This window comes from Mesorhizobium sp. M1169 (assembly GCF_040318345.1).
In the GTDB taxonomy this organism is placed as follows: Bacteria; Pseudomonadota; Alphaproteobacteria; order Rhizobiales; family Rhizobiaceae; genus Mesorhizobium.
Window position 1 is genome coordinate 87,539 of record NZ_JAMYME010000018.1, and the last position, 22,079, is coordinate 109,617.

Below are 22,079 nucleotides of genomic sequence, written 5' to 3' on the forward strand. Positions count from 1 at the left end.
CGCCTAGCCCTCGCCCATTGAAGAGGACACCAACGGCCGCGCGTGAAGATAACGTGCGGCGCGCCGCTTGCTGTCGATATCCTTGAAAACCTTCTGGACCTGCATCACCGTGAGGCTGGTTGCCTCAGCGACGTCTTCGTCGGCGATCCCATGGTTCAAGCCGTAGAGGCACAGATCCATCAGATAATAAGGAAGCGCGAAGTAGAACTCCTCCTGACTCTGCGCCATCGAGAAGGTGTCCGTGGTGGGCGGTCTGCGCCGGACCTCTTCGTCCACCCCAAGATATTCGGCCAATTGGTAGACCTGGGTCTTGTAGAGGTGGACGATTGGCATCAGGTCGGCAATTCCGTCGCCCTGCTTGACGAAGAAGCCCTGGTCGTACTCCAGGCGGTTCGGCGTGCCCGCTACCGCGTAGTTGAGGCGGTCGGCGTGGTAGTATTCGGTCATCTTGCGCAGGCGCTGCTTGTAGTTGGTTGCAGCGACGATCTGCAGATAGGCTGCCGACGGCAGGCGCACTGTGTCGGTCCTGCCCTCGGGGTCCTGAACCGTGAGGCGCGTGATGTTGAGACCGTTGCTCTCGAGAACCGAGGCGAGCACCAGCTTGCATTTCCAGCCGTCCCCATATTCGGGAACGACGGTCTGGATTGCTTCGGTCTGCCGTCTATAGGCGCCGGTCGCTTCCAGGGCCGGCGTTATATCCTCCAGGATCGTTTCGATACCAAGGTGTGCGGCGACAATGCGGCCGAGCCTCAGTGAGTCGCCGGAGGAATGGCGCTCCGGCATGAATATCCCGAGGACCTTGCCTTTCCCAAAGGCGCGAACACACAACGCCGCAACGACGGAGCTGTCGATGCCGCCTGAGAGGCCGACAACCACGCCTCGACGTCGCAGCGTGCCAAGGACCTGCTGGCGCAAGATCTGGACGATGCGATCGACTTCCGCGCCAGCGTCGAGCACCAGGGCGTCTTTGCCGAATGATGAGATCAGGTCGATGGCTTGTACTCCAGTTTGCGAGACTCGATTGGCGAATAGGTTTTCGCCACCGCTTTCTCGATAAGGGGACGATTGGTGGTAAGGTGAGGCTCTACAACCAGATCGATGTGGCTGCCGACGATCGGAATCACGTCCAGATGGGCGAAGACGTTATCCCAGCCGATTGCCAGAGGCATTCCGGGTCGAGCACAGCGGAACAGGGTGCCTGTGATCGGCAGAGCCGGCTTTGGCTCGGCCACCCACTGGAAGAAGGCTTGCGCGCGCAAAACCTCTTGCAGTTCTAGTTTGGTTCTAAAGCTCGTCGCGTTGAACTGTCCTTGAGCGAAGCGGTCGAGAAACTGGACCAGTTGTGCCTCGCGCTTCATTGCCACGGCAACTTTCGCGAGGGCGCGGCAAGCCATCCGGTAAGCGGACACGCGGTTGGTTCGGATTCGATTGACTGTGCGCGTAAACGTCTCCCAGCGGGCGCTTCGCTCCCCGACGAGGCTGGTGTCGAGGATGCCGAGGAACTTTACGGTTCGCCCCGCTGCCAGCAGCCGCGCCGCAACTTCGAAGGCAACAGCGCCGCCGAGCGAATGGCCGAGAAGTCGTACATGGCCCGAGGGTTGGGCGCGGCGGATCTGGTCGACGGCGGCGTCGGCCATATCGGCGAGGCTGTCTTGTCCGCGCAGTATCATAGCCAGGGCCGGATACCTGATCGGGGCAACACGGGTCACCTTGCCCATCGCTGCTGCAAAGGCAGCAAGGCTCGGGCCATAGCCGACGGACCCGGGGAACAGAAAAAGAATGGGAGGGTCGTGCTTCTGGGCGCGCGCGCTTTGATCGCCTGCCTGGGCGGACACGACCGCCTTGATCATTTGCTCCAGGCTCATCCCGACGGTGAAGGCCTCAAGGCCGAGTTCCTGCCCGATGGCGCTTTCGATTTCCATGACGCAGTGCAGCAGCTTTAGCGAATCTCCTCCGGCGTCATCCCAGCGTCCTGCCGCTACGCGCGTATTGAGAATGCTGGTCCATGCCCGCTGGACGACCTGCTGCGCGGTCAGCTTGCCTTGTGGCTCGAGCGGACGCGCGGTCGCCGCTGTCTCTCTGGCTGAAAGATCCATCTCTGCAAGTGTCGTGATGTCGACTTTGCCGCTCGGCAGACGCGGAATCTCGGCGATCGTGTGCAACCGCAAGGGACGCAGCGGCGGCGGCAGATTGGTCCTGACAAGCTGGCGAAGCTCGTCCGAAAAGGTCGCTTCGGCCGAGCGCCGAGGAACAGCAAAGGCGACAAGCTCATTCGCGGCCGTCACGATTGCCACGGCATCCGCGACAGAGGGTGCACAACGCAGCACCCGTTCGAGTTCGGCTGGCTCGACGCGTCGACCGTTGATTTTTACCTGGCGCCCCTTGCGACCGACGATGTGCAGTAGGCCTTGATCATCAAGTCGAACGAGGTCACCTGTCGCGAAAATCCGAAGGCCTGGATCGTGCGGGTCTGATGTTGCCGGCACAACCGCCCCCTCCTCCCAATGGCCAAGCAGGACATACGGGCTCCTGATCAGAAGCTCTCCGCTGCGGCCCGGTTGAACGCGGCGGCCCGCTTCGTCGACAATTGCGAAGGCGATTCCAGGCAGCAGCCAGCCAACTGGAACCGAATCTCCATGCTCTGGCCAGTCTCGCGGCAGGAACCATTGCGAGCCGGTGGTCTCGGTTGACGAATAACCGATCTGGATAAGGCACGTATCGGAGACGGCCTTGCGCAGCAGGGCGATGTCGGTCCAGGGCACCTTCTCGCCACCGATCCGGGCGACTCTGAGTGAATGGAACGCTTCTGCAGGTCCGTCTGCCATAAGCGCGCGAAGCAGTGCCGGCACCAGATAGGTGATTGTCACGTCTTCGGATCGCACCAGGCGTTGAACGGCGCGCAAGCCGACCGCTTCGACTTCGACCAGATGCAAGGTGGCGCCGGTGAGAAGAGCAGCAAGAATCTCCCGGCACCCGGCGATTGTGGCGGGTCCGGTCAATGGCAGGAAAACATCATCCGAGTTGATGTGGCACGCATCGACATATTGCTGGACCCGGCACAGCAAGCTGCGCTGGCTGTTAACGATGCCTTTGGGCCGGCCCGTACTCCCTGACGTATAAAGCACGATGGCGGGCGCATCGACCGAGACGGAATAAGAACGAGGCACTTGCCCAGCCTGCGAGGCCGCACTGGTCGACACATCGATCCAATTGACCAGGTGAGGCAAACCATCGGGTCGGACATTGCCCTCGCCCAGGACAGCCGAGAGCCGCGCCCCGGCCACGATTTCAAGGATACGCGAGCTAGGATCTCGCGCGTTGAGTGGCACCGAAGGCCGCCCAGCCGTCATGCTTGCCAGCATGGCAATGGGATACCAGGCCGAGTTGGCCTGAAGAATCCCTATCGCCTGTCCGTCTGGGACGGCCGCCGCGATCTGGTGGGACAGCGTCTCGACTGACCGGAGGAGCTGGGAATAGGTCAGACGATTGGCGCCGTCGCTGATTGCAAGCTTGTCGGGGTACTGGCGGACGACATTTCTCAGGTGATCGAAGGCCGCAATGTTGGTAAAATCGACGCCCAATCTTTGAAATGGGCGCAGTACGGGACCACCCTGATCCAGTGCGTATTGTGGGACACTTGACCAATTATCCGAGGTCGTTGTCTGACAATCCACCGCTAGATCCTGATCCGCGACTTCTGATCCCAAATATGCCGAAGACATGAGTTGCCTACGCTAAGATTAGGGTCACTTATCGCCCCCCGCCCCAATCTTTTCATCGATCATTCTGATGATGCCCCGATCTTCGCTCAATGACGCTTGGTTAGTCACTTCGCCTGTTTCGCAAGCCGCCGGCAGAGCCAATCATGCCGGGCTCGCTGGCTGTTGTGGTGCGCATGACACGGACACATGCCAAGGCGGGCTCGAAGACCAAGGTGGGGTCGAAGATGGAATTGCCGCTATTCAGGCATATTGCCTATTCGGTGGTTCTTCCGGACGATACCGCCGATGCTTCGGTGTCGGAATAGCTGCCGGGGACGAAACAATAGGCATAGATCTGTCCCCGATTTTCGTCGGTCACGCGGATCCAATCCTTTTCCCACGTTCGGAAGGTAATACGCCCGCCCGTCATCATAGCTGCGGCTCTGAACGGACTCGGCGCGTTGACAACGCGCACCGAGATAACATCGTCGCCGTCCATACGCTCGACGAGATACGTCTGCATGAAAGCCTCCCCATGCCCCGCTAGATCACCCGCACTTTAACGCCGGCTAATGAATTCGGTTGCAACTGCTTGGCGAAACTTTGGGTCCGATACTTTCCGTACCCACCGGCAACTTGGTCCTCCGTATCCGTCAGGTTTTTCAGCGACGGGATGCCAGTTCAGGGGAAGGCAGGCTGATTGCGGCCATGCCGGCGACATGCCAATCTGCGCCGCAACGTTAGGCCTCCGCCTCCGCGGGCAATGGAAAAGGCGCTCGAATGGGCTCCTTTATGCTGTACGTGATCTGGCATTCTGCCCGTGATTTGGCCTCATCGGACGACCCTGCAGGCCTTTGCGAGACATCCACATAGCGTGGCGTCGCCATCACCGAGGCATAGCAATGTGCGTCGGCGGAGAAATGGGACGGTTCGAGGTTTTCTGAACCTGCCTCACGACGACTGCGTCGTGTCGACGATCCGTTGGAACAGATGGCCTGGTGCTGGAACGTCAATCGTATTTGGCCAGGAAGCGCCCGACGACGCTGAGGCAGTCGTGCTTTTCCTCCACATGCGGCATGTGGCTGGAATTCGGGAAGACCAGGCCTTCAACGTGCGGAATAAGATCCAGAAAGGGCTGGACGCAGGCCTCGGTCGCTTCGTCGTAGAAGCCGCGGAAAACCAGGGTCGGCGCCTCGATCCGATGCAGGCGGTCGACGATGGTCCAGTTCCGCATCGTGCCGATGACGTGGAACTCATTGGGACCGTTCATGGTGTGATAGACGGTCGGATCTTCCTCGATTGCCGCAAATGTCCGGGCGACCTCTGGCGGCATCGGAACGACGCGACAGACATGACGGTCGTAGAAAGCCTTCGTCGCCGCAACATATTCGGGGTGATCGGTGGTTCCCGCCGCTTCGTGTCGGTCGAGCGCACTTTGCACATCGGCTGGCAACTCGGCGCGCAATTGCCGGGCTCCTTCCACCCACAGCGCCATCGAGGCTAGCGAATTGGCCAAGATCAATGCCTTCAGCCCCTCAGGGCGGCGCACGGCGTGCTCGGCCGAGAGTATGCCGCCCCAGGACTGGCCGAGCAGGGCATAATGGCCGGCAATGCTGAGATGGGCGAGCAACGCATCGAGTTCGCCCAGGAAGAAATCGACGGTCCAGAAGTCGCCGCCCTTGTCCGGCAGATGGGTCGATTTACCGTTGCCGATCTGATCGTAGTGGATGACGGCTCGCCCGGTTCCGGCAAGCTCCTTGAATGAGTCCACATAGTCGTGGGTGCAGCCCGGTCCACCATGAGCGACGACCAGGGGCAGCGTGCCCGAACCGAGGTCCCCGGTCACACGGTACCAGGTGCGATAGCCCTTGTAGTCGCTAAATCCTTCGGTGATCGCATATGCCGTCACAGTCCAAGCTCCGCATCATGGCGCGGCAGGAGCCACTTTGGTGCACCCCTCCCAAGCCTTGTTTGCGGCCGACGGTACTAAGCGGCCCAGCGCATTTACAGCTAGCACTATTTATAGGTTCGCCGGTTATGGGTTCGCCCGAGGCAAGGCCGATCGCCCGCAGGTCGCGAGCCTCAATGCTCCGGTTCGAGCAGCCGGTAATGGGCGGCGAGCGCGATGGCATGGAAGCGGTTGCGCGCACCAAGCTTTCGCGTCGCCGCGTTGAGGTGCAGCGTTGCGGTAGGCACCGCGCGGCCAATCTCACGCGCGACCTGCTTGGCCGTCAGTCCGGCAGCGGCCAGGCGCAGGCACTGACGTTCGCGCGACGTCAGATGGACATGTTGGCAGGTGCGGATTCCGGCGTCGAAACCGGCGTAGGCGGAGTCATGCAGCAGATGACCCAGATCTCCGATCTCGGCGATCAAGGGTCTGGCTTCGAGCTCGAACCCGGCCTCCGGATCGGCACGGATCGCGGTAAAGGTGGCGAGATCGCCGCCGGCAAGGCGAATGGGAACGGTGACGCCGCAGGTCATCCTGGTGTCAAGCAAATAGCTGACCACAGGATCGTGCTTGGACTGGAGCACGCGCTGCATGACGGTGCTCTGAACGCCGCTGTGCGACCAGAGAAACGGTCTGGATACGGTGAGCGCGGCCTCCTGCACCGGGTCAAGCTGATAATATCCGCCCTTGCACCAGAGATCCTGCATATCGCGCGGCACGTTGCGCAGAGCCATCAACGAGGGCGTGATAAGCTCGCCCTTGTGACTGACCGGCACGGGCGTATAGTCGTAGATGAATGCGGTGAAACCGATGGGCTCCAGCACCTCCGTTGCCACCGCCATGGCAGCGTCGATGCTCATTCCGGTTTGGAACCGGCTCTCTAGATCGCCTGGAAGGCTTTGCATCGGGCAAGCTTACCCGCTGATGGTTGCTTGTCAAATAGCCATGTCGGCCGGCTGCTCAACAAATAGGCGGGGATAAGCCCGTCCGACCCTATCTATCTTAATAGCTATCCCGTCCGGCTTCGCTCGCCGTAGTCTTTTGCGATTGGGCCAAGTAGCGGACACCGTTCGCAAACCCATACTGTTTCAGCCGCGCAATGGTCGATTGACCGGGTTCAGCGCGGCAAAAGCCGACACGCCTCCATGAGGGAACAAATATGCGACCCCAAAAAGCATTTGCAGCGTTGATGCCCTGCCTGGCTCTGCTCGGCGTGTCCATGATGTCGCCGGCAAACAGTGCCTTGGCCACCGAGGGCAAGCCAGGCGGCACACTCCGACTGCTGGCCAATGCCGCGGCAGGCACCGCCGATCCGCACATCAACTACACGCTGCAGTATTTCCAGATCAATTATGTCCTCTACGATGGCTTGGTGACCTACAAGAAGGCCGGGGACAAGACCGGCTTCGAAGTCGTCGCGGACCTGGCGGAAAGCCTCCCGCAGGTCGAGAACGGCGGCAAGACCTACGTCTTCAAGCTGCGCAAGGGCATCAAATTCGCGGATGGCTCGGATGTCACCACGAAGGACGTGGTGGCTTCGTTCCAACGCATCTTCAAGATCAGCGGGCCGACGGCCGGGACCTTCTACAAAGGCATCGTCGGCGCGGATGCGTGCTTGAAGACGCCTGCGACGTGTACCCTCGAAGGTGGCCTGTCAGTCGACGACGCCGCCGGAAACATTACCTTCAATCTGGTCCAGCCGGATGCCGAGTTCCTGCAGAAGCTGGCTGTTCCGCACGCGTCGATCCTGCCGGCGAGCGCGCCGCTGAAGGACGCCGGCACCGATCCGATCCCGGGCACCGGACCCTACATGATCGCCAGCTACGATCCCAACAAGCTGATGAAGATTGTGCGCAACCCTCATTTCAAGGAATGGAGCAAGGAAGCGCAGCCGGCCGGATATCCGGACGAGATCGACTACCAATTCGGCCTAACCGACGAGGCGGCGGTGACCGCTGTCGAGAACGGCCAGGCGGACTGGATGTTCGACCCGCCGCCGTCCGACCGTCTCGCCGAACTCGGCACCAAATATGCCACGCAGGTCACGGTTCATCCGCTGACAGCGATGTGGTACGCGCCGATGAACACCAATCTGGCGCCGTTCAACGACATCCGCGTTCGCCAGGCAGTGAACTTCGCGATCGACCGCGCCGCGATAGTCAAGCTGTTCGGCGGCAGCAATCTGGCGCAGCCGGCCTGCCAGATCCTGCCACCGGGCTTCCCGTCATTTGCGGCCTATTGCCCGTTCACCGCCAATCCGGGCGAGAAGTGGTCAGCACCGGATATGGACAAGGCCAAGCAATTGGTCGCTGAATCGGGAACCGCAGGTCAGGAGGTGACGATCATCACCGAGGACACCACGGTCTCCAAAGCGATCGGCGTCTACCTGCAGGATGTGCTCAACCAGCTTGGCTACAAGACGTCGGTCAAGCCGATCTCGCAGAACATACAGTTCACCTACATCCAGAACACCAATAACAAGGTGCAGATTTCGATCTCGCAATGGTTCCAGGATTACCCGGCGCCATCGAATTTCCTGCAGGTCTTGTTCAGCTGTGCCTCGTTTACGCCGGGCTCCGACGCCTCGGTCAATATTTCGGGGTTCTGCGACAAGTCGATCGACGCATCGATGGATGAGGCAGAGGCAGCCACCATCGCCGATCCGGGCAAGGGCGCGACACTCTGGACCGCCATCGACAAGGCTGTGACGGACAAGGCTCCGGTCGCTGTCCTGTTCACGCCAAAGCGCGTCGATGTGATCTCTTCCAGGCTGAAGAACTTCACCTTCAGCCCGCAATTCTACTGGATTGTCAGCCAGTCCTGGGTGGAATAGCCGACCAGAGCCAATGCGACGGAGTGCCGCTGGCTCTCCGTCGCATTTCCTTTTCCGGCGGATCAGCGCATCTTCCAGGCCGCGATTTTTCCCAGGCAATCCTGTTCATGGTCAATGTCATTGCGGATCAGCCTGCCGTCCCGGTTCGCCGGGCCACCGATGGCCCGTGGCGCACCGCTTGGCGCAGGCTGAAAGGCGATCGTTCGGCAATATCTGCCTTCGCCGTGCTCGTCGTCATCGTGATCGCCTCGCTCGCGGCGCCGCTTTATGCGCGATACGTCTCCGGCACCGATCCATTTGTGACCAATCTCAATGGCGAGATCGTCGTCGATGGGGTGACCCAGCCGGTGCTGCAGCCCTCCACCGAAGGCCTTGGCCTCGGCATGACGCCGGTCGGGCCGACCTGGCGCATCGGACCCTATATGCTGGGTGCCGACAACCAGGGCCGTGACGTCGCGGCGCGGCTGCTTTACGGCGGACGGGATTCGCTGTTGATCTCGGGTGCTGCAGCCGTGCTGTGCCTTGTCCTCGCGACATTCCTGGGGGTCGTTTCCGGCTTCTTCGGCGGCATCGTCGACATCGGCCTGTCGCGCATTCTCGACGTACTCTGGGCTTTTCCGATTTTCCTGTTGGCGATTTCATTGTCGATCGTGCTGATTGCGCAGAGTATCCAGATCGGTCCGTTCGAAATCCGCTCCGGCAGCCTGTGGCTACCGGTCTTCATTATCGGCATCGTCTATGTGCCCTATGTGGCGCGGCCGATCCGCGGCCATGTCCTGACCTTAATGCATGCCGAATTCGTCACCGCTGCGATCGGCCTTGGCGCATCGCCCTGGCGCATCCTTTTGCGCGACATCATGCCCAATGTGGTGACCCGCATCATCGTTTTCGTGCCGCTGATCCTGGCGCTCAACATGATGACGGAATCCTCGCTGTCGTTCCTGTCGATCGGCGTGCAGCCGCCGGATGCCAGCTGGGGCACGATCATCCAGGACGGCCAGGGCCTGCTCTATTCGCGGCCGGTCGTGGCACTGGTGCCGGGGCTAGCCATTGTGATCACGGTGCTAGCCCTAAACATTCTGGGCGACGGCGTGCGCGACGCGCTCGATCCGAAATCCTCGCCGAGGGGCGTCTAGTGGTTGCCGCGCTCGGCTTCCGGCTTGGCCAGATGGTGCTGGTTATGTTCGGTATCAGCGTCGTCGCTTTCCTGATCTTCTTTGCGACGCCTGGCGCTGATCCATCGGCGCGCATTGCCGGCCGCAATGCTTCGCAAGAGACGCTGATCCAGGTGCGCCACGATTTCGGTCTCGACCGCCCATTGCCGGTGCAATATGGGCTGATGATGAACCGGCTTTTCGTCAGCCGCGATCTCACCTCCTTCGTCAATCGCGGGCAGCGTGTCATTCCGACCGTGATAAGCGCCATTCCCGTGACGCTGTCGCTGGTCGGCGGCGCGGCAGTGCTGTGGGTGCTCGGCGGATTGATCGTCGGTGTGATCGCAGGCGCAACGCGCGGTACATTCATTGATCGCGCGCTGATGATCCTGAGCCTGGTAGGCGTGTCGATCCCGGTCTTCTGGCTGGGCGAGGTCGCCAACCTGCTGACGCAAAGCCGCTGGCACGACAACTGGCTGTTTTCCTGGGTTCCTCCGCTCGGCTACATCCCCCTGACCGAGAATCCCTGGGGCTGGTTCAAGGCGCTCGTCATTCCGTGGTTCACGCTGGCAACCCTTTATGTCGGCCTCTACGGCCGGGTGCTGCGGGCAAGCCTGATCGAAATGATGCAGGAGGATTTCATCCGCACCGCCCGGGCCAAGGGGATCGGCGAACGCCGGGTGCTGCTGCATCATGGCCTCAGGACCTCTTTGGTCGCATTCGTCACCATGTTCGGCCTCGATTTCGGTGCCTTGGTCGGCGGCGGCGCGCTGTTGACCGAAGTGGTCTTCGGATTGCAGGGTGTCGGAAAACTGACGTATGAGGCGCTGCAGACCCTCGATCTGCCGATGATCCTGGCCACGGTGATTTACGCCGCCTTCTTCGTGGTGATGGCAAGCTTCGTCGTCGACGTCGTCTTCGTCATAATCGACCCGAGGGCGCGCAATGTCGGCTGATGCTCCCCTTCTGGTGGTCAAGGACCTCACTGTCTCCTTCCGCAGCGACGAAGGCCTGGTGCGGGCGGTGGGAGGTGTTTCGTTCTCCGTCGAGCAGCGCGAGATCGTCGGTGTGGTCGGCGAATCCGGTTCGGGCAAAAGCCAGACCTTGCTCGCCATTATGGGGTTGATCGACAGCCCCAACGCTATCGTCTCCGGTTCCATCCGTTTCATGGGACAGGAGCTGATCGGGCTCAAGCGGCGTGCGCTCGATGCCATCCGCGGCCGCCAAATCGCGATGATCTTCCAGGATCCGATGTCTGCGCTCACCCCGGTGCATACGATCGGCAACCAGATCGGCGAGCAGGTCCGCGCGCATGAAAAGGTGTCGGCGAAAGCGGCACGGGCGAGGGCCGTGCAATTGCTTGATGCGGTCGGCATCGCAAATCCGGATCGGGTCATCGACAGCTGTCCGCACCAGCTTTCCGGCGGTATGCGCCAGCGCGCGGTGATTGCCATGGCGCTCTCGTGCAATCCGGCGCTGCTCGTCGCGGATGAACCGACTACAGCCCTCGATGTTACCGTGCAGGCGCAGATCCTCGAACTGATCGGACGATTGCGCGACCAGTTCGGTTCCGCTGTGATCCTGGTCACGCACGATCTTGGCGTCGTCGCCGAAGTCGCGGACCGGGTACTGGTGATGTATGGCGGACGCTTTGTCGAGGAGGGCGGCAAGAGCAGCGTGTTCCGGGCGCCGCTGCATCCCTACACATGGGGCTTGTTCGGCTCGATCCCGCCGATGGAGGGACCACGTCCAGCCCGGCTCGCTGCCATTCCGGGAATTCCGCCATCGCTCTCCAACCTGCCGAAAGGCTGCGCCTTCAGCCCCCGCTGTGCCTTTCGCCACGACGCCTGTCTGGTTCAACTGCCGATCATGCAAGGCGAGAGCCATCGCGCCGCGTGCCTGTTGCCGGAGCCTACGCGCAGACAATTCGCTGCCCAGAGGCCTGGCGGCGTGGTGGAGATGCAACGATGAATGCCAGGCCACTCGAACGTCCGCTGCTTCGTGCCGGCGACCTGTCGAAGCGCTATAGCGTCGGCCGCTCGATCTTCCCGGCGCAGCGCCGGACCGTGCATGCGGTTGATAGGGTGTCGCTCGACATCTGGCCCGGGGAGACCCTCGGCATCGTCGGCGAGTCCGGTTGCGGCAAATCCACGCTTGGCCGGTGTCTGGTGCGTCTGACCGAAATCAGCTCGGGGTCGCTGGAATTCGAGGGCCGCGACATCAGCGACGCCTCCCAGCGCCAGCTTCGTCCGTTGCGGCGGCAGATGCAGATGGTCTTTCAGGATCCCAGCGCTTCGCTCAATCCGCGCCGGCGGGTCGGCGATCTGCTGGCCGATCCGTTCCGCATCCATGAACGCCTCTCGGCATCGGAAATGGCGGACCGCGTGGCCGAGCTCCTGCGCCGGGTCGACTTGTCGCCCCAGCACGCATCGCGCTACCCGCACGAATTCTCCGGCGGCCAGCGCCAGCGTATCGGCATCGCCCGCGCGCTGGCGCTGCGGCCACGGCTGATCGTGGCCGACGAGCCGGTCTCGGCGCTCGACGTGTCGATCCAGGCGCAGATCGTCAATCTGCTCGCCGACCTGCGCGAGGAGTTCAACTTGACCTATGTGTTCATCGCCCACGATCTTTCCGTGGTGCGTCAAATCTCGAGCCGTGTGGCGGTGATGTATCTGGGGTCAATCGTGGAGAGCGGGCCGACCGACGAGGTCTTTGCGGCGCCCAGACATCATTACACCGCGGCGCTGCGTTCCGCCGTGCCGATACCCAGCATCGACCGGGCGCGGCGCGGCCGGCTGGTGCTCAAGGGTGATCTGCCCAGCCCGATGAACCCACCCTCGGGGTGCCGGTTCCACACCCGTTGCCCAGCTGCCACCCCGATCTGCCGCAGCGAGCGCCCGCTTCTCCAAAGCATTGGCGAGGGCCGCCTGGTTGCTTGCCATCATCCAGCCGGCGGTTGACGAGGGAATTCTCGTTCAACGATATCCGGACCGTCAGCCGTAATCATTGCTTCGGCGAGAATAGAGGCCGATCTGGACGCCGCACGATCCGGCGCTATGTTGCGCTTCGGCGGCCGGGCATCGCGGATGCCTAATACTAAAGTAACTGTTCTCGCGTTGCCGAGCGATGCTACGATTTGAAGGACGGCGGCCGTACAGCGCTGCGTGATTTTGCGCCGGCGAGGACGGAATGTGGGAGGCCACTCTTCGTGCTGCAGCAGGCTGCCGCCGACATGTTGCTCGGTTGTCGACCATAAGGGAGGAAGTCACCAATGAAGATATCGTACCTGGTCTCGGCCGCGCTTCTTGCAGCGACCGCGATGCCTGCCGCAGCCGCCGAGATTTCCGACGGCAAGATCAAGATCGGCATTCTCAACGACCAGTCGGGCGTCTATGCCGATTTCGGCGGCAAGTGGTCGGTCGAGGCCGCCAAGATGGCGGTCGAGGATTTCGGCGGCAAGGTACAAGGCTCGCCGATCGAGGTCGTCAGCGCCGACCACCAGAACAAGCCGGACATCGCCTCCAACATTGCGCGGCAGTGGTATGACACCGAACAGGTCGATTCCATCATGGAACTGACCACCTCCTCGGTGGCGCTCGCCGTCCAGGGAATTTCCAAGGAAAAGAAAAAAATTGACATCGTCACCGGCGCCGCGACCACCGAGCTAACCGGTAAACAGTGCTCGCCCTATGGCTTCCACTGGGCCTACGACACGCATTCGCAGGCAGTGGGGACTGGTGGCGCTCTCGTCCAGCAAGGCGGCGACAGCTGGTTCTTCGTCACAGTCGATTATGCATTCGGCTATTCGCTGAAGGAGCAGACCGCAAAGTTCGTCGAGAGCCATGGCGGCAAGGTGGCTGGCGAGGTGCGTTACCCGCTCGGCTCGACCGACTATTCATCCTTCCTGCTGCAGGCGCAATCGTCGGGCGCCAAGGTTATCGGCCTGGCGAATGCCGGCCTCGACACCTCCAATTCGATCAAGCAAGCGGCCGAATTCGGTATCGTGCAGGGCGGTCAGAGGCTTGCAGCACTTCTGTTCACGCTGGCCGAGGTGCATGGGCTCGGTCTCGAGGCGGCGCAAGGCGTGGTGCTGACCGAAGGTTTCTACTGGGATCGCGACGACAAGAGTCGCGAGTTCGCCCAGCGCTTCTTCAAGCGCACCAACCGCATGCCGAATATGATCCAGGCCGCCACCTATTCAGCGGTGACCCAGTATTTGAAGGCGATCGACAAAGCCGGCACCGATGGAACCGAGGCGGTCGCAAAGGAATTGCATGCGATGCCGGTGAACGATGTCTTTACGGCAAACGGCAAAGTGCAGGCCGACGGCAACATGGTTCATGACATGTATCTTTATCAGGTCAAGTCGCCGAGCGAGAGCACCAAGGAGTGGGACTATTACAAACCGCTCGCTACGATCCCCGGTAACGAGGCGTTTCTGAGCCCCAAGGAGAGCGGCTGTCCCACGGCAGGCGAGTGATTGGCGGACCGATGGCGCCGCCTGAACTGGATGGGCCGCCGGTAGTGCTTTCCGCCCGCGGTTTGCGGCGTGACTTCGCCGGCTTTGTTGCGGTCAGGAATGTCGATCTCGACCTCTACCACGGCAACATCCACGCGCTGATCGGACCCAACGGCGCTGGCAAGACCACCGTCTTCAACCTGCTCACCAAGTTCCTGCCGCCGACCGGCGGCAGGATCGAACTGCTCGGCCACGACATCACCCGCACCTCGCCGGCCAAGGTCGCGCGGATGGGCCTGGTGCGCTCGTTCCAGATCTCGGCGGTGTTTCCGCATCTCAGCGTGCTCGACAATGTGCGCGTTGCATTGCAGCGACCGGCCGGACTCAGCGTTCAGTTCTGGCGCTCGCTGTCTGTGCTCGATCGGTTGACGCCGCGCGCCGAGGAGCTTTTACGGTCTGTCGGCCTCGACGATGCCAAGAACAGGCCCGCCGCCGATCTCTCCTATGGCAGGAAACGCGTGCTCGAGATCGCCACGACGCTGGCGCTCGACCCGAAAGTACTGCTGCTCGACGAGCCGATGGCCGGCATGGGGCATGAGGATGTGCGCACGGTTTCCGACATCATCCGCTCGGTCGCCAGGGAGCGTGCGGTGCTGATGGTCGAGCACAATCTGACTGTTGTAGCCGATCTTTGCGACTGGATAACCGTCATGCAGCGCGGCGAAATCCTTGCCGCCGGCGACTACTCCACGGTCAGCCGCGACGAGCGGGTGAGGATCGCCTATATGGGCACCGCCGATGAGTGACGCCGCGCCGCTTCTCGCAGTCCGCGGCCTCAACGCCTGGTATGGCGAGAGCCATGCGCTGCACGGCGTCGATCTTGAGGTCTTTCCAGGTGAAACTGTGACGTTGCTGGGCCGCAACGGCGTCGGCAAGACTACGACATTGCGCGCCATTATCGGGCTGATCCGCCAGCGGACCGGCCAGATTTTTTTCGACGGCAAGGATCTGATGCGCCTGCCATTGCACCGGACCGCGCATCAAGGCATCGGCCTGGTGCCAGAGGAACGCGGCATCTTTGCGACGCTGACCGTGGACGAGAATCTGGTTCTGCCGCCGATCGTCGCCGAGGGCGGCATGAGCGTGCAGGAAATATTCGATCTTTTCCCCAATCTGAAGGAGCGCCGCAACAGCCCGGGCACCAGGCTGTCGGGCGGCGAGCAGCAGATGCTGGCGATCGCGCGCATGCTCAGAACCGGCGTGAAAATGCTGCTTCTCGATGAGCCGACCGAGGGCCTGGCTCCGGTCATTGTGCAGCGCATCGGCGATCTGCTGGCGACGATGAAAAAGCGCGGCATGACGATCCTGCTGGTCGAGCAGAATTTCCGCTTTGCCAGCCGCGTCACCGACCGTTTCTACCTGATGGAGCACGGCAAGGTCGTGGCGGGCTTTCCGGTCGGCGAACTGCCGGATCGCATGACGCTGCTGCATGAAGTGCTGGGTGTATGATGGCGCCATGACGATGATCTTCGGGATACCCGTTCAGGCATTCCTCGGCCAATTGCTGGTCGGCCTCATCAACGGCTCGTTCTACGCAATGTTGAGCCTGGGCCTGGCTGTCATATTCGGCCTGTTGCGCGTCATCAATTTTGCCCACGGCGCGCTCTATATGCTCGGCGCCTTCGTCGGGTACCTGCTTCTCACCCGCTTCGGCATCGGCTACTGGCCGGCTCTGATCCTGTCGCCGCTGATCGTCGGCGGCTTCGGCGTCGTGGTCGAGCGCCTGGCGCTGTCGAGGCTTTACGACATCGACCCGCTTTACGGGCTGCTTTTCACCTTTGGCCTCGCGCTCGTGCTCGAAGGGGTGTTCCGTTACTACTATGGCGTATCGGGAAGTCCTTATTCCGTGCCGCCGCTGCTCTCCGGGGGAACCAATCTCGGCTTCATGTTCCTGCCCAATTATCGCGGCTGGGTGGTGGTCGCCTCGATGGTCGTCTGTTTCGGCACCTGGGCGCTGATCGAGAAGACCAGGCTGGGCTCCTATCTGCGCGCGGCGACGGAGAACCCCGGCCTGGTGCAGGCTTTCGGCGTCAACGTGCCGTTGCTGCTGACCCTCACCTACGGCCTCGGCGCCGCTCTTGCCGGACTTGCAGGGGTTCTCGCCGCGCCGATCTATCAGGTGAGCCCGCTGATGGGATCTGACCTCATCATCGTCGTCTTCGCCGTCGTCGTGGTCGGCGGCATGGGATCGATCCTCGGGGCGATCGTCACCGGTTACATGCTTGGCCTCGCCGAAGGCCTGACCAAGGTCTTCTATCCCGAAGCCTCCAATCTGGTGGTCTTCGTCATCATGGCAATCGTGCTTCTGGTCCGGCCAGCCGGCCTGTTCGGAAGGGATGCCTGAGATGGCCGAACTGACACTTCGCGAGACGCGTGCCAAGAATTCGGCACGGCTTGAATGGGCGCTGGTCGGGCTCGGCATCCTGGCGCTGCTGGTGGCGCCTTTCTTCGTCTATCCGATCTTCCTGATGAAGATGCTGTGCTTTGCGCTGTTTGCCTGCGCGTTCAACCTTCTGCTCGGCTACACCGGGCTGTTGTCCTTCGGCCATGCGACATTCTTCGGCGGGGCGGCCTATTTCACCGCATACGCGGTCAAGGTCTGGGGCTGGCCACCGGAAGCGGGCATCCTGCTCGGTGTCCTAGGTGCCGCGCTGCTCGGCCTTGTGATGGGCTTCTTTGCCATCCGCCGGCAAGGCATCTATTTCGCCATGATCACGCTGGCGCTGTCGCAGATGTTCTTCTTCTTCTGCGTGCAGGCGCCGTTCACCGGAGGTGAGGACGGCATCCAGGGCGTGCCGCGCGGCAGGCTGCTTGGAATGCTCGACCTGAACGTCTCGATGAACATCTATTATTTCGTGCTGGCGGTCTTCCTGATCGGCGTGTTCGCCATCTGGCGCATCATCAACTCGCCTTTCGGCATGATCCTGCGTTCTATCCGGGAAAACGAGAGCCGGGCCATTTCGCTGGGCTATTCCGTCGCCAACTACAAGCTGGCGGCTTTCGTCATGTCGGCAACATTGGCCGGGCTGGCCGGCGCGCTCAAGGCGATCGTTTTTCAGTTTGCCACGCTCACCGACGTCACCTGGCAGATGTCGGGCGAGGTGATCCTGATGACGCTCCTCGGCGGCATCGGCACCATGGCCGGGCCGATCATCGGCGCCAGTCTGGTCGTCGGCCTGGAAAACATGCTCGCCACCTCGAACTTTCCGGTGACCATCGCCACCGGCCTGACCTTCATGGTCTGCGTGCTGGTTTTCCGGCGCGGTATTGTCGGTGAGGTCTATGCGCGGTTTCTCGGGCCAAAGGGTGACGCGAAAGACTGAACGGCTCAGTTCCGCCTCGCTAGGCGATGCGTAAGCCTTGCGCGTCGAGAAGCACGCAGCCCAGCGGGTCGAAGCAGACATCGACCGCTTCGCCTTCACGCAGCGGCTGGCCGTCGATCAACGTGTTGGCGCGCACCAGCGTGCCGGCGCCGATGTCGATCTCGTAGACCGCATTGCCGCCGAGATAGGAGGTCGAGGCGATCCGTCCCGCCAGCCTGTTGGCAGCACCGGCGGTACCGACGGTAAGCTTCTGCGGGCGAACGACGACGGTGACCACGCTGCCGGTCGCGAGCGCCTTCGGCGCGGCCGCCTTTACGATATGGCCGGTGGCCAGCGCGATCGTCGCCATCTTGCCGTCCATCACGGTCACGCTGCCGGGCAGCATGTTGGCCTTGCCCAGGAAATTGGCGACGAATGCGGTGGCCGGCTGGTCATAGACCTGCGCGGGGGAGCCGATCTGCTCGATCAGGCCGGCGTTCATCACGACGATGTGGTCGGACATCGACAAGGCTTCTTCCTGGTCGTGCGTCACGAAGATAGCAGTGATGCCCGTCTCCCTCTGGATTTTCTTGATCTCGACGCGCATGTCCTCGCGCATATTGGCGTCGAGCGCCGACAAGGGCTCGTCCAGCAGCAGCACTTCCGGCTCGAAGACGATGGCGCGGGCCAGTGCGATGCGTTGCTGCTGGCCGCCCGAGAGCTGTGACGGCAGCTTTGTCTCACTGCCGGGCAGCCGCACCATATCCAGCGCCTTCTTGACCCGGCGCACGATTTCCGGTTTCGGCACGTTTCGGTATTTCAGGCCGAATGCGACGTTGTCGAAGACGTTCTTGTGCGGAAAGAGCGCGTAGTTCTGGAACACCAGACCAATGTTGCGCTTATAGATCGGGATGTCGTCGACCCGCTTTCCGCCGATCGAGATCTGGCCACTGGAGATGTCGACCAGGCCCGCGATCGAGCGCAGGATCGTCGTTTTGCCGCACCCGGACGGCCCCAGCAAGGTGACGAAACTACCTTTGCGGATTGCCAGTGAAAAATCGCGCACAGCGGCGAACTTGCCGTAGAAAATATCGATGTCGCGAAACTCGACCGCAGGCTTTCCTATCGGCTGCCGCTCGCTCTGGGCGAGCGGGTCGCCATCAGCCCCGGCCGAAGCCGGCCGGGGCTGCTGGTCGTGGCTGTTGTCGTCATGCACCTTTCGACACCCTGTCCCATTGCTTGGTCCAGGCGTCTTCGTTCTTCGCCCAGTAGAGCGGATCGGCGAAGGTCAGCGATTTCATCGATCCAGTCGGGTCGAAGGCCGGAAGCGCCGCGATCTTGTCGGTCAGCTTCACCTTGGTGGGGTCAAGCGATGGCGGATAGTTCTGGCCCTCGGCGACGGCGATCGAGGTGGCAGGATCCAGCATGAAGTTGATCAGTTCCTCGCATTCGGCCATCGGCGAACCCTTGAGCACCAGCATGTCCTCCATCCACGCGTATGAGCCGGCAGGGTCGAGATAGCCGATCGGCTGGCCCTGCTGCTGCAGGGCGGCGACACGTCCTGACCAGGCGTCGGTGACGACGATCTCGTTGCGCGACAGGAGGTCCATCAGTTCCGCGCCGGAACTCCAGAATTTCTTGGCCAGATCGCGGGTCTCGCGAACCTTGGCCCAGACGACGTCCATGTCCTGGATGTTGTTGGGGTCCTGTTTCGTCTGCAGCGCCGCATACCAGACGCGCGTCGTCATATCGGCGTAGCCGCCGATCTTGCCGGCATATTTCTTGTCGGTAAGCAGGTTGGCGCCCTTTTCCTTGGCTTCCTCCGGCGAGATGACCTTGTTGTTGTAGGCGATGCCGGTGGTGCCGTAATCATATGGCACTGCCGACAGCTTCGGCGTGATCTTGCGGAACGGCTCGATCATGGCGGTCAGGACATTCGCCATGTTCGGAATGTTTGCCTCGTTGATCTCCGAATTGAAACCGCCATTGACGTATTTGATGTAGTAGTTGACGCCGGAAGAATGGACGATCTGGAAGTCGCCTGGTTTCGACGTCTTGATCTTGGTGATGATCTCGTTCTCGTCGCCAAAGGTGCCCTGGACGACCTTGACCTTGGACTTGGCGGTATAAGGCTGGAACGCGTACTTATCGATCGCCTCCTGCACCACGCCGCCCCATCCGTCGAAGCGCACTTCCGAAACCGCGGCCAGCGCCCGTCCCATCCAAGGCATGGAAAGCCCGGTGGCGGCGGCAGCGGCGGCCGTCAGCGTCAGGAATGATCGCCGGCTGATGTCGCCATTGGCATAGCGTTCGTTGAGCCGTTCCAGTCGTTTGGCGGTTGTCAGTTTCATTTCCATTCTCCCATTTTCATCTTCACTTGCTTGCCTTGAACCAGGTGAGGCTTTGCAGGATGAGCCCGCCTGCCAAGGGAATGCCGACCGTCAAAAGGATCATGACGGTTCCGAGCGCGTTCACCTCAGGGCTGATCGAGATCTTCAGCATCGAAAGGATTTGCGTCGGCATGGTCTCGACGCCCGCCGGCCGCCAGAACAGGCTGGCCGAGGTGTTGTCGAACGAAATGGTGAAAGCGAGCAGAACACTGGCAAGCACTGCGGGAATGAGCAGCGGCAGCGTGATTTCGCGGAATGTCGACACGCGCGGCGCCCCGAGCGAAAGCGCCGCCTCCTCATAGGAACGTTTTATGCCGACCATGCGCGCCTGGACGATCAGCACCACGTAGGGGAGCGTGAGCAGAATGTGGCCGAGCACCAGCAGCGTCATGCTGCGCGGCTGGTCGACGGCTTTGATCATGACCAGCAGGCCGACGCCGAGTATCGTTTCGGGGACCAGCGCGGGAAGAATGACAAGCGTGTTGATCGCCTGCTTGCCACGGAACTCGAAGCGCACCAGCGCCAATGCCGCCATGATGCCGAGCAGCGTCGTCACCGTTGCCGTCACCAGGGCAATCCACATCGATGTCCGGAAGGCGTCGAGAACCGGCTCGTTGGTGAGCAGCTTTTCGTACCATCGCAGGCTGAAGCCGGTGAGGGGAAAGCCGCCGAACATCGACGCATTGAAGGAAAGCACGACCGTGGCGAGGATCGGCGCAAACATGAAGACGTAAACGCACACCGTGATCGCGCCGGTCAGCCGCCACACCCATCTGCCTTCGCGATCGGGATGATCCGCTCTCATGCACTGAGGCCCTTCATGATCTGCGATAGGCCCATATAGCGGCTATAGGCGGCCGCGGCCGCGCCGAGCAGGACGAACAGGACGATGGAAAGCGTGGCGCCCATCGGCCAATTGAGCTGCCCCATGATGGTGTCGTAGATCAAGTTGCCGAACAGCGCATCGCGGCTGCCACCGAGCAGCTGCGGCGTCACATAGGAGCCGGCCGCCAGCACGAAGCAGAGCAGCAGGCCGGCGCCCAGCCCCGGCATCGATAGCGGCAGGGTCACTTCGCGAAACGCCTGTGCGCTGGTACAGCCCATCGAGCGGGCGGCGGCGATCAGCGTGCGGTCGATGCTTTCCAGGCTGACATAGACGTTCAGGATCATATAGGGCAGCAGAAAATGCAGCAGCCCCATGATGACGGCGCCCTCGGTGTAGAGCATCGGCAACGGCTCGTTGACAATCCCCAGCCTGATGAGCACGACGTTGATCAGCCCCTGTTCGCCGAGAATATGGATCCACGAGAATGTCCGGATGGTGAAGCTGATCCAGAACGGCACGATGAGCAGCAGCAACAACAGCCATTTGTGCCTGAAGGTCGTGGCCCAGATGAAATAGGCGGGGAAATAGCCAAGGATCGCGCAGATCACAGCGGTGATGGCGCCGACGCGAACGGTCTTCCAAAGAAAACCGTGATAGTAGCTGTCGGTGAGGAATTCCTTCCAGTTGTCGAAGGTCAGCACCGCCGACTCCACCCCCGCGGTGACGAAGGTGAAAAACGTGTAGACCGTCATCATCGCGATCGGCAGCAGCAGAAGCAGGGTAAGCAGTAAAAGCACAGGCGCGACGAGGACCCAGGCCAGTCGCTGATCGTATAATTTCCACCCTTTGGTCACGACCCGTCCAACCGCTTTATGTGCAAGCCGCCATCACCGGGCTCGGCTCCGGACTAGATTGGGCGATCGGCGTTCAGGTGTCCACTCTGCATATGGCTCCTGCACAAATTCTGTGCAGGGCCCCCGCGCGACCCTCGCCCTGCCGGATTCAACAAATTGCCCGACGTTCCGCCTGCACATTGATTAAATCAGATATCCCGATATACAGGGTAATTTCGGATATGGATTTTACATGGGCCGGGCAATTTCATGAGTCGCAATTTTCTGGTGATTGAACCTGAGGAAGGCATTGCCGTGCTCAAGGGGCTTGCCTCCTCGGCGCGGATCTCGATGCTGAAACTGCTGCATGAGAAGGGGCCGATGAATGTCAACGAAATCGCCGCCGTGCTGTCGCTTCCGCAGTCGACCGTCTCGACCAACATCCAGGTGCTGGAGGATGCGGGGCTGATCCGCACCGAGAACCTGAAAGCGAAGAAAGGCAACCGGAAAATCTGCTATCCGACCGCCGAAAAAGTGCTCGTCGTGTTCAAGAGCGAATATCGTGCGGTCAAG

General features: G+C 61.5%; 20 protein-coding genes. 11 read left to right on the forward strand and 9 right to left on the reverse strand.

Translation table 11 applies throughout. The features are described 5' to 3' along the window. Positions 1-3: 3 nt before the first annotated feature. From nadE to NKH41_RS18965, 5 genes are all read right to left on the reverse strand, one after another. The gene (gene nadE, locus NKH41_RS18945) at positions 4-987 is read right to left on the reverse strand and encodes an NAD(+) synthase (RefSeq protein WP_352472523.1); all 984 of its coding nucleotides are present in this window, start codon (positions 985-987) and stop codon (positions 4-6) included. Further along, positions 984-3,722: an AMP-binding protein gene (locus NKH41_RS18950; RefSeq protein ID WP_502895677.1), complete on the reverse strand. Its 2,739-nt coding sequence runs from the start codon at positions 3,720-3,722 to the stop codon at positions 984-986. Before NKH41_RS18950 ends, nadE begins: the two co-directional genes overlap by 4 nt. Before the next feature lie 253 nt (positions 3,723-3,975). Further along, positions 3,976-4,224: a hypothetical protein gene (locus tag NKH41_RS18955; protein ID WP_352683162.1), complete on the reverse strand. Its 249-nt coding sequence runs from the start codon at positions 4,222-4,224 to the stop codon at positions 3,976-3,978. 486 nt (positions 4,225-4,710) lie between these two features. Next, positions 4,711-5,610, reverse strand: coding sequence for a proline iminopeptidase-family hydrolase (locus tag NKH41_RS18960; protein WP_352769379.1), 900 nt, complete (start codon positions 5,608-5,610; stop codon positions 4,711-4,713). Between the two features lie 173 nt (positions 5,611-5,783). Then, positions 5,784-6,509, reverse strand: a complete 726-nt coding sequence (locus NKH41_RS18965) for a LuxR family transcriptional regulator (protein ID WP_245274646.1) — start codon at positions 6,507-6,509, stop codon at positions 5,784-5,786. A 299-nt stretch (positions 6,510-6,808) separates the two neighbouring features. Here NKH41_RS18965 and NKH41_RS18970 point away from each other — a divergent pair, with 299 nt between their 5' ends. The 10 genes from NKH41_RS18970 (at position 6,809) to NKH41_RS19015 (ending at position 17,478) form a co-directional block, all read left to right on the forward strand. Continuing rightward, positions 6,809-8,482 (forward strand): ABC transporter substrate-binding protein, encoded by a 1,674-nt coding sequence (locus tag NKH41_RS18970; protein WP_352769382.1) that lies wholly within the window; start codon positions 6,809-6,811, stop codon positions 8,480-8,482. Positions 8,483-8,589: 107 nt separating this feature from the next. Continuing rightward, positions 8,590-9,618, forward strand: a complete 1,029-nt coding sequence (locus tag NKH41_RS18975) for an ABC transporter permease (RefSeq protein WP_352769385.1) — start codon at positions 8,590-8,592, stop codon at positions 9,616-9,618. Beyond that, positions 9,618-10,592 (forward strand): ABC transporter permease, encoded by a 975-nt coding sequence (locus NKH41_RS18980; RefSeq protein WP_352769388.1) that lies wholly within the window; start codon positions 9,618-9,620, stop codon positions 10,590-10,592. Before NKH41_RS18975 ends, NKH41_RS18980 begins: the two co-directional genes overlap by 1 nt. Continuing rightward, positions 10,582-11,607: an ABC transporter ATP-binding protein gene (locus tag NKH41_RS18985; RefSeq protein ID WP_352769390.1), complete on the forward strand. Its 1,026-nt coding sequence runs from the start codon at positions 10,582-10,584 to the stop codon at positions 11,605-11,607. The genes NKH41_RS18980 and NKH41_RS18985 overlap by 11 nt, the downstream gene beginning before the upstream one ends. Then, positions 11,604-12,596, forward strand: a complete 993-nt coding sequence (locus NKH41_RS18990; protein ID WP_352769392.1) for an ABC transporter ATP-binding protein — start codon at positions 11,604-11,606, stop codon at positions 12,594-12,596. Before NKH41_RS18985 ends, NKH41_RS18990 begins: the two co-directional genes overlap by 4 nt. Positions 12,597-12,907: 311 nt before the next feature. Beyond that, positions 12,908-14,116 (forward strand): ABC transporter substrate-binding protein, encoded by a 1,209-nt coding sequence (locus tag NKH41_RS18995; RefSeq protein WP_352769395.1) that lies wholly within the window; start codon positions 12,908-12,910, stop codon positions 14,114-14,116. An 11-nt stretch (positions 14,117-14,127) separates the two neighbouring features. Next, a complete protein-coding gene (locus tag NKH41_RS19000) occupies positions 14,128-14,901 on the forward strand; it encodes an ABC transporter ATP-binding protein (RefSeq protein ID WP_352769397.1) in 774 nt (257 codons plus the stop codon). Further along, the gene (locus NKH41_RS19005) at positions 14,894-15,604 is read left to right on the forward strand and encodes an ABC transporter ATP-binding protein (protein ID WP_352472486.1); all 711 of its coding nucleotides are present in this window, start codon (positions 14,894-14,896) and stop codon (positions 15,602-15,604) included. The genes NKH41_RS19000 and NKH41_RS19005 overlap by 8 nt, the downstream gene beginning before the upstream one ends. A 7-nt stretch (positions 15,605-15,611) precedes the next feature. Then, positions 15,612-16,499: a branched-chain amino acid ABC transporter permease gene (locus NKH41_RS19010; RefSeq protein ID WP_352769400.1), complete on the forward strand. Its 888-nt coding sequence runs from the start codon at positions 15,612-15,614 to the stop codon at positions 16,497-16,499. Between the two features lies 1 nt (position 16,500). Further along, positions 16,501-17,478, forward strand: coding sequence for a branched-chain amino acid ABC transporter permease (locus tag NKH41_RS19015; RefSeq protein WP_352501368.1), 978 nt, complete (start codon positions 16,501-16,503; stop codon positions 17,476-17,478). A 19-nt stretch (positions 17,479-17,497) separates the two neighbouring features. Here NKH41_RS19015 and NKH41_RS19020 read toward each other — a convergent pair whose 3' ends face one another. Genes NKH41_RS19020 through NKH41_RS19035 form a run of 4 tightly spaced genes read right to left on the reverse strand, consistent with a single transcriptional unit; the run spans position 17,498 to position 21,527 of the window. After that, a complete protein-coding gene (locus NKH41_RS19020; RefSeq protein WP_352769403.1) occupies positions 17,498-18,673 on the reverse strand; it encodes an ABC transporter ATP-binding protein in 1,176 nt (391 codons plus the stop codon). After that, the gene (locus tag NKH41_RS19025) at positions 18,666-19,808 is read right to left on the reverse strand and encodes an extracellular solute-binding protein (protein ID WP_352501366.1); all 1,143 of its coding nucleotides are present in this window, start codon (positions 19,806-19,808) and stop codon (positions 18,666-18,668) included. Before NKH41_RS19025 ends, NKH41_RS19020 begins: the two co-directional genes overlap by 8 nt. Positions 19,809-19,830: 22 nt before the next feature. Further along, a complete protein-coding gene (locus NKH41_RS19030; protein ID WP_352472491.1) occupies positions 19,831-20,652 on the reverse strand; it encodes an ABC transporter permease in 822 nt (273 codons plus the stop codon). Next, positions 20,649-21,527: an ABC transporter permease gene (locus NKH41_RS19035; protein ID WP_352472492.1), complete on the reverse strand. Its 879-nt coding sequence runs from the start codon at positions 21,525-21,527 to the stop codon at positions 20,649-20,651. The genes NKH41_RS19030 and NKH41_RS19035 overlap by 4 nt, the downstream gene beginning before the upstream one ends. A gap of 249 nt (positions 21,528-21,776) precedes the next feature. Here NKH41_RS19035 and NKH41_RS19040 point away from each other — a divergent pair. Next, a partial coding sequence (locus NKH41_RS19040) for an ArsR/SmtB family transcription factor (protein WP_352933318.1) occupies positions 21,777-22,079 on the forward strand: 303 nt, incomplete at its 3' end.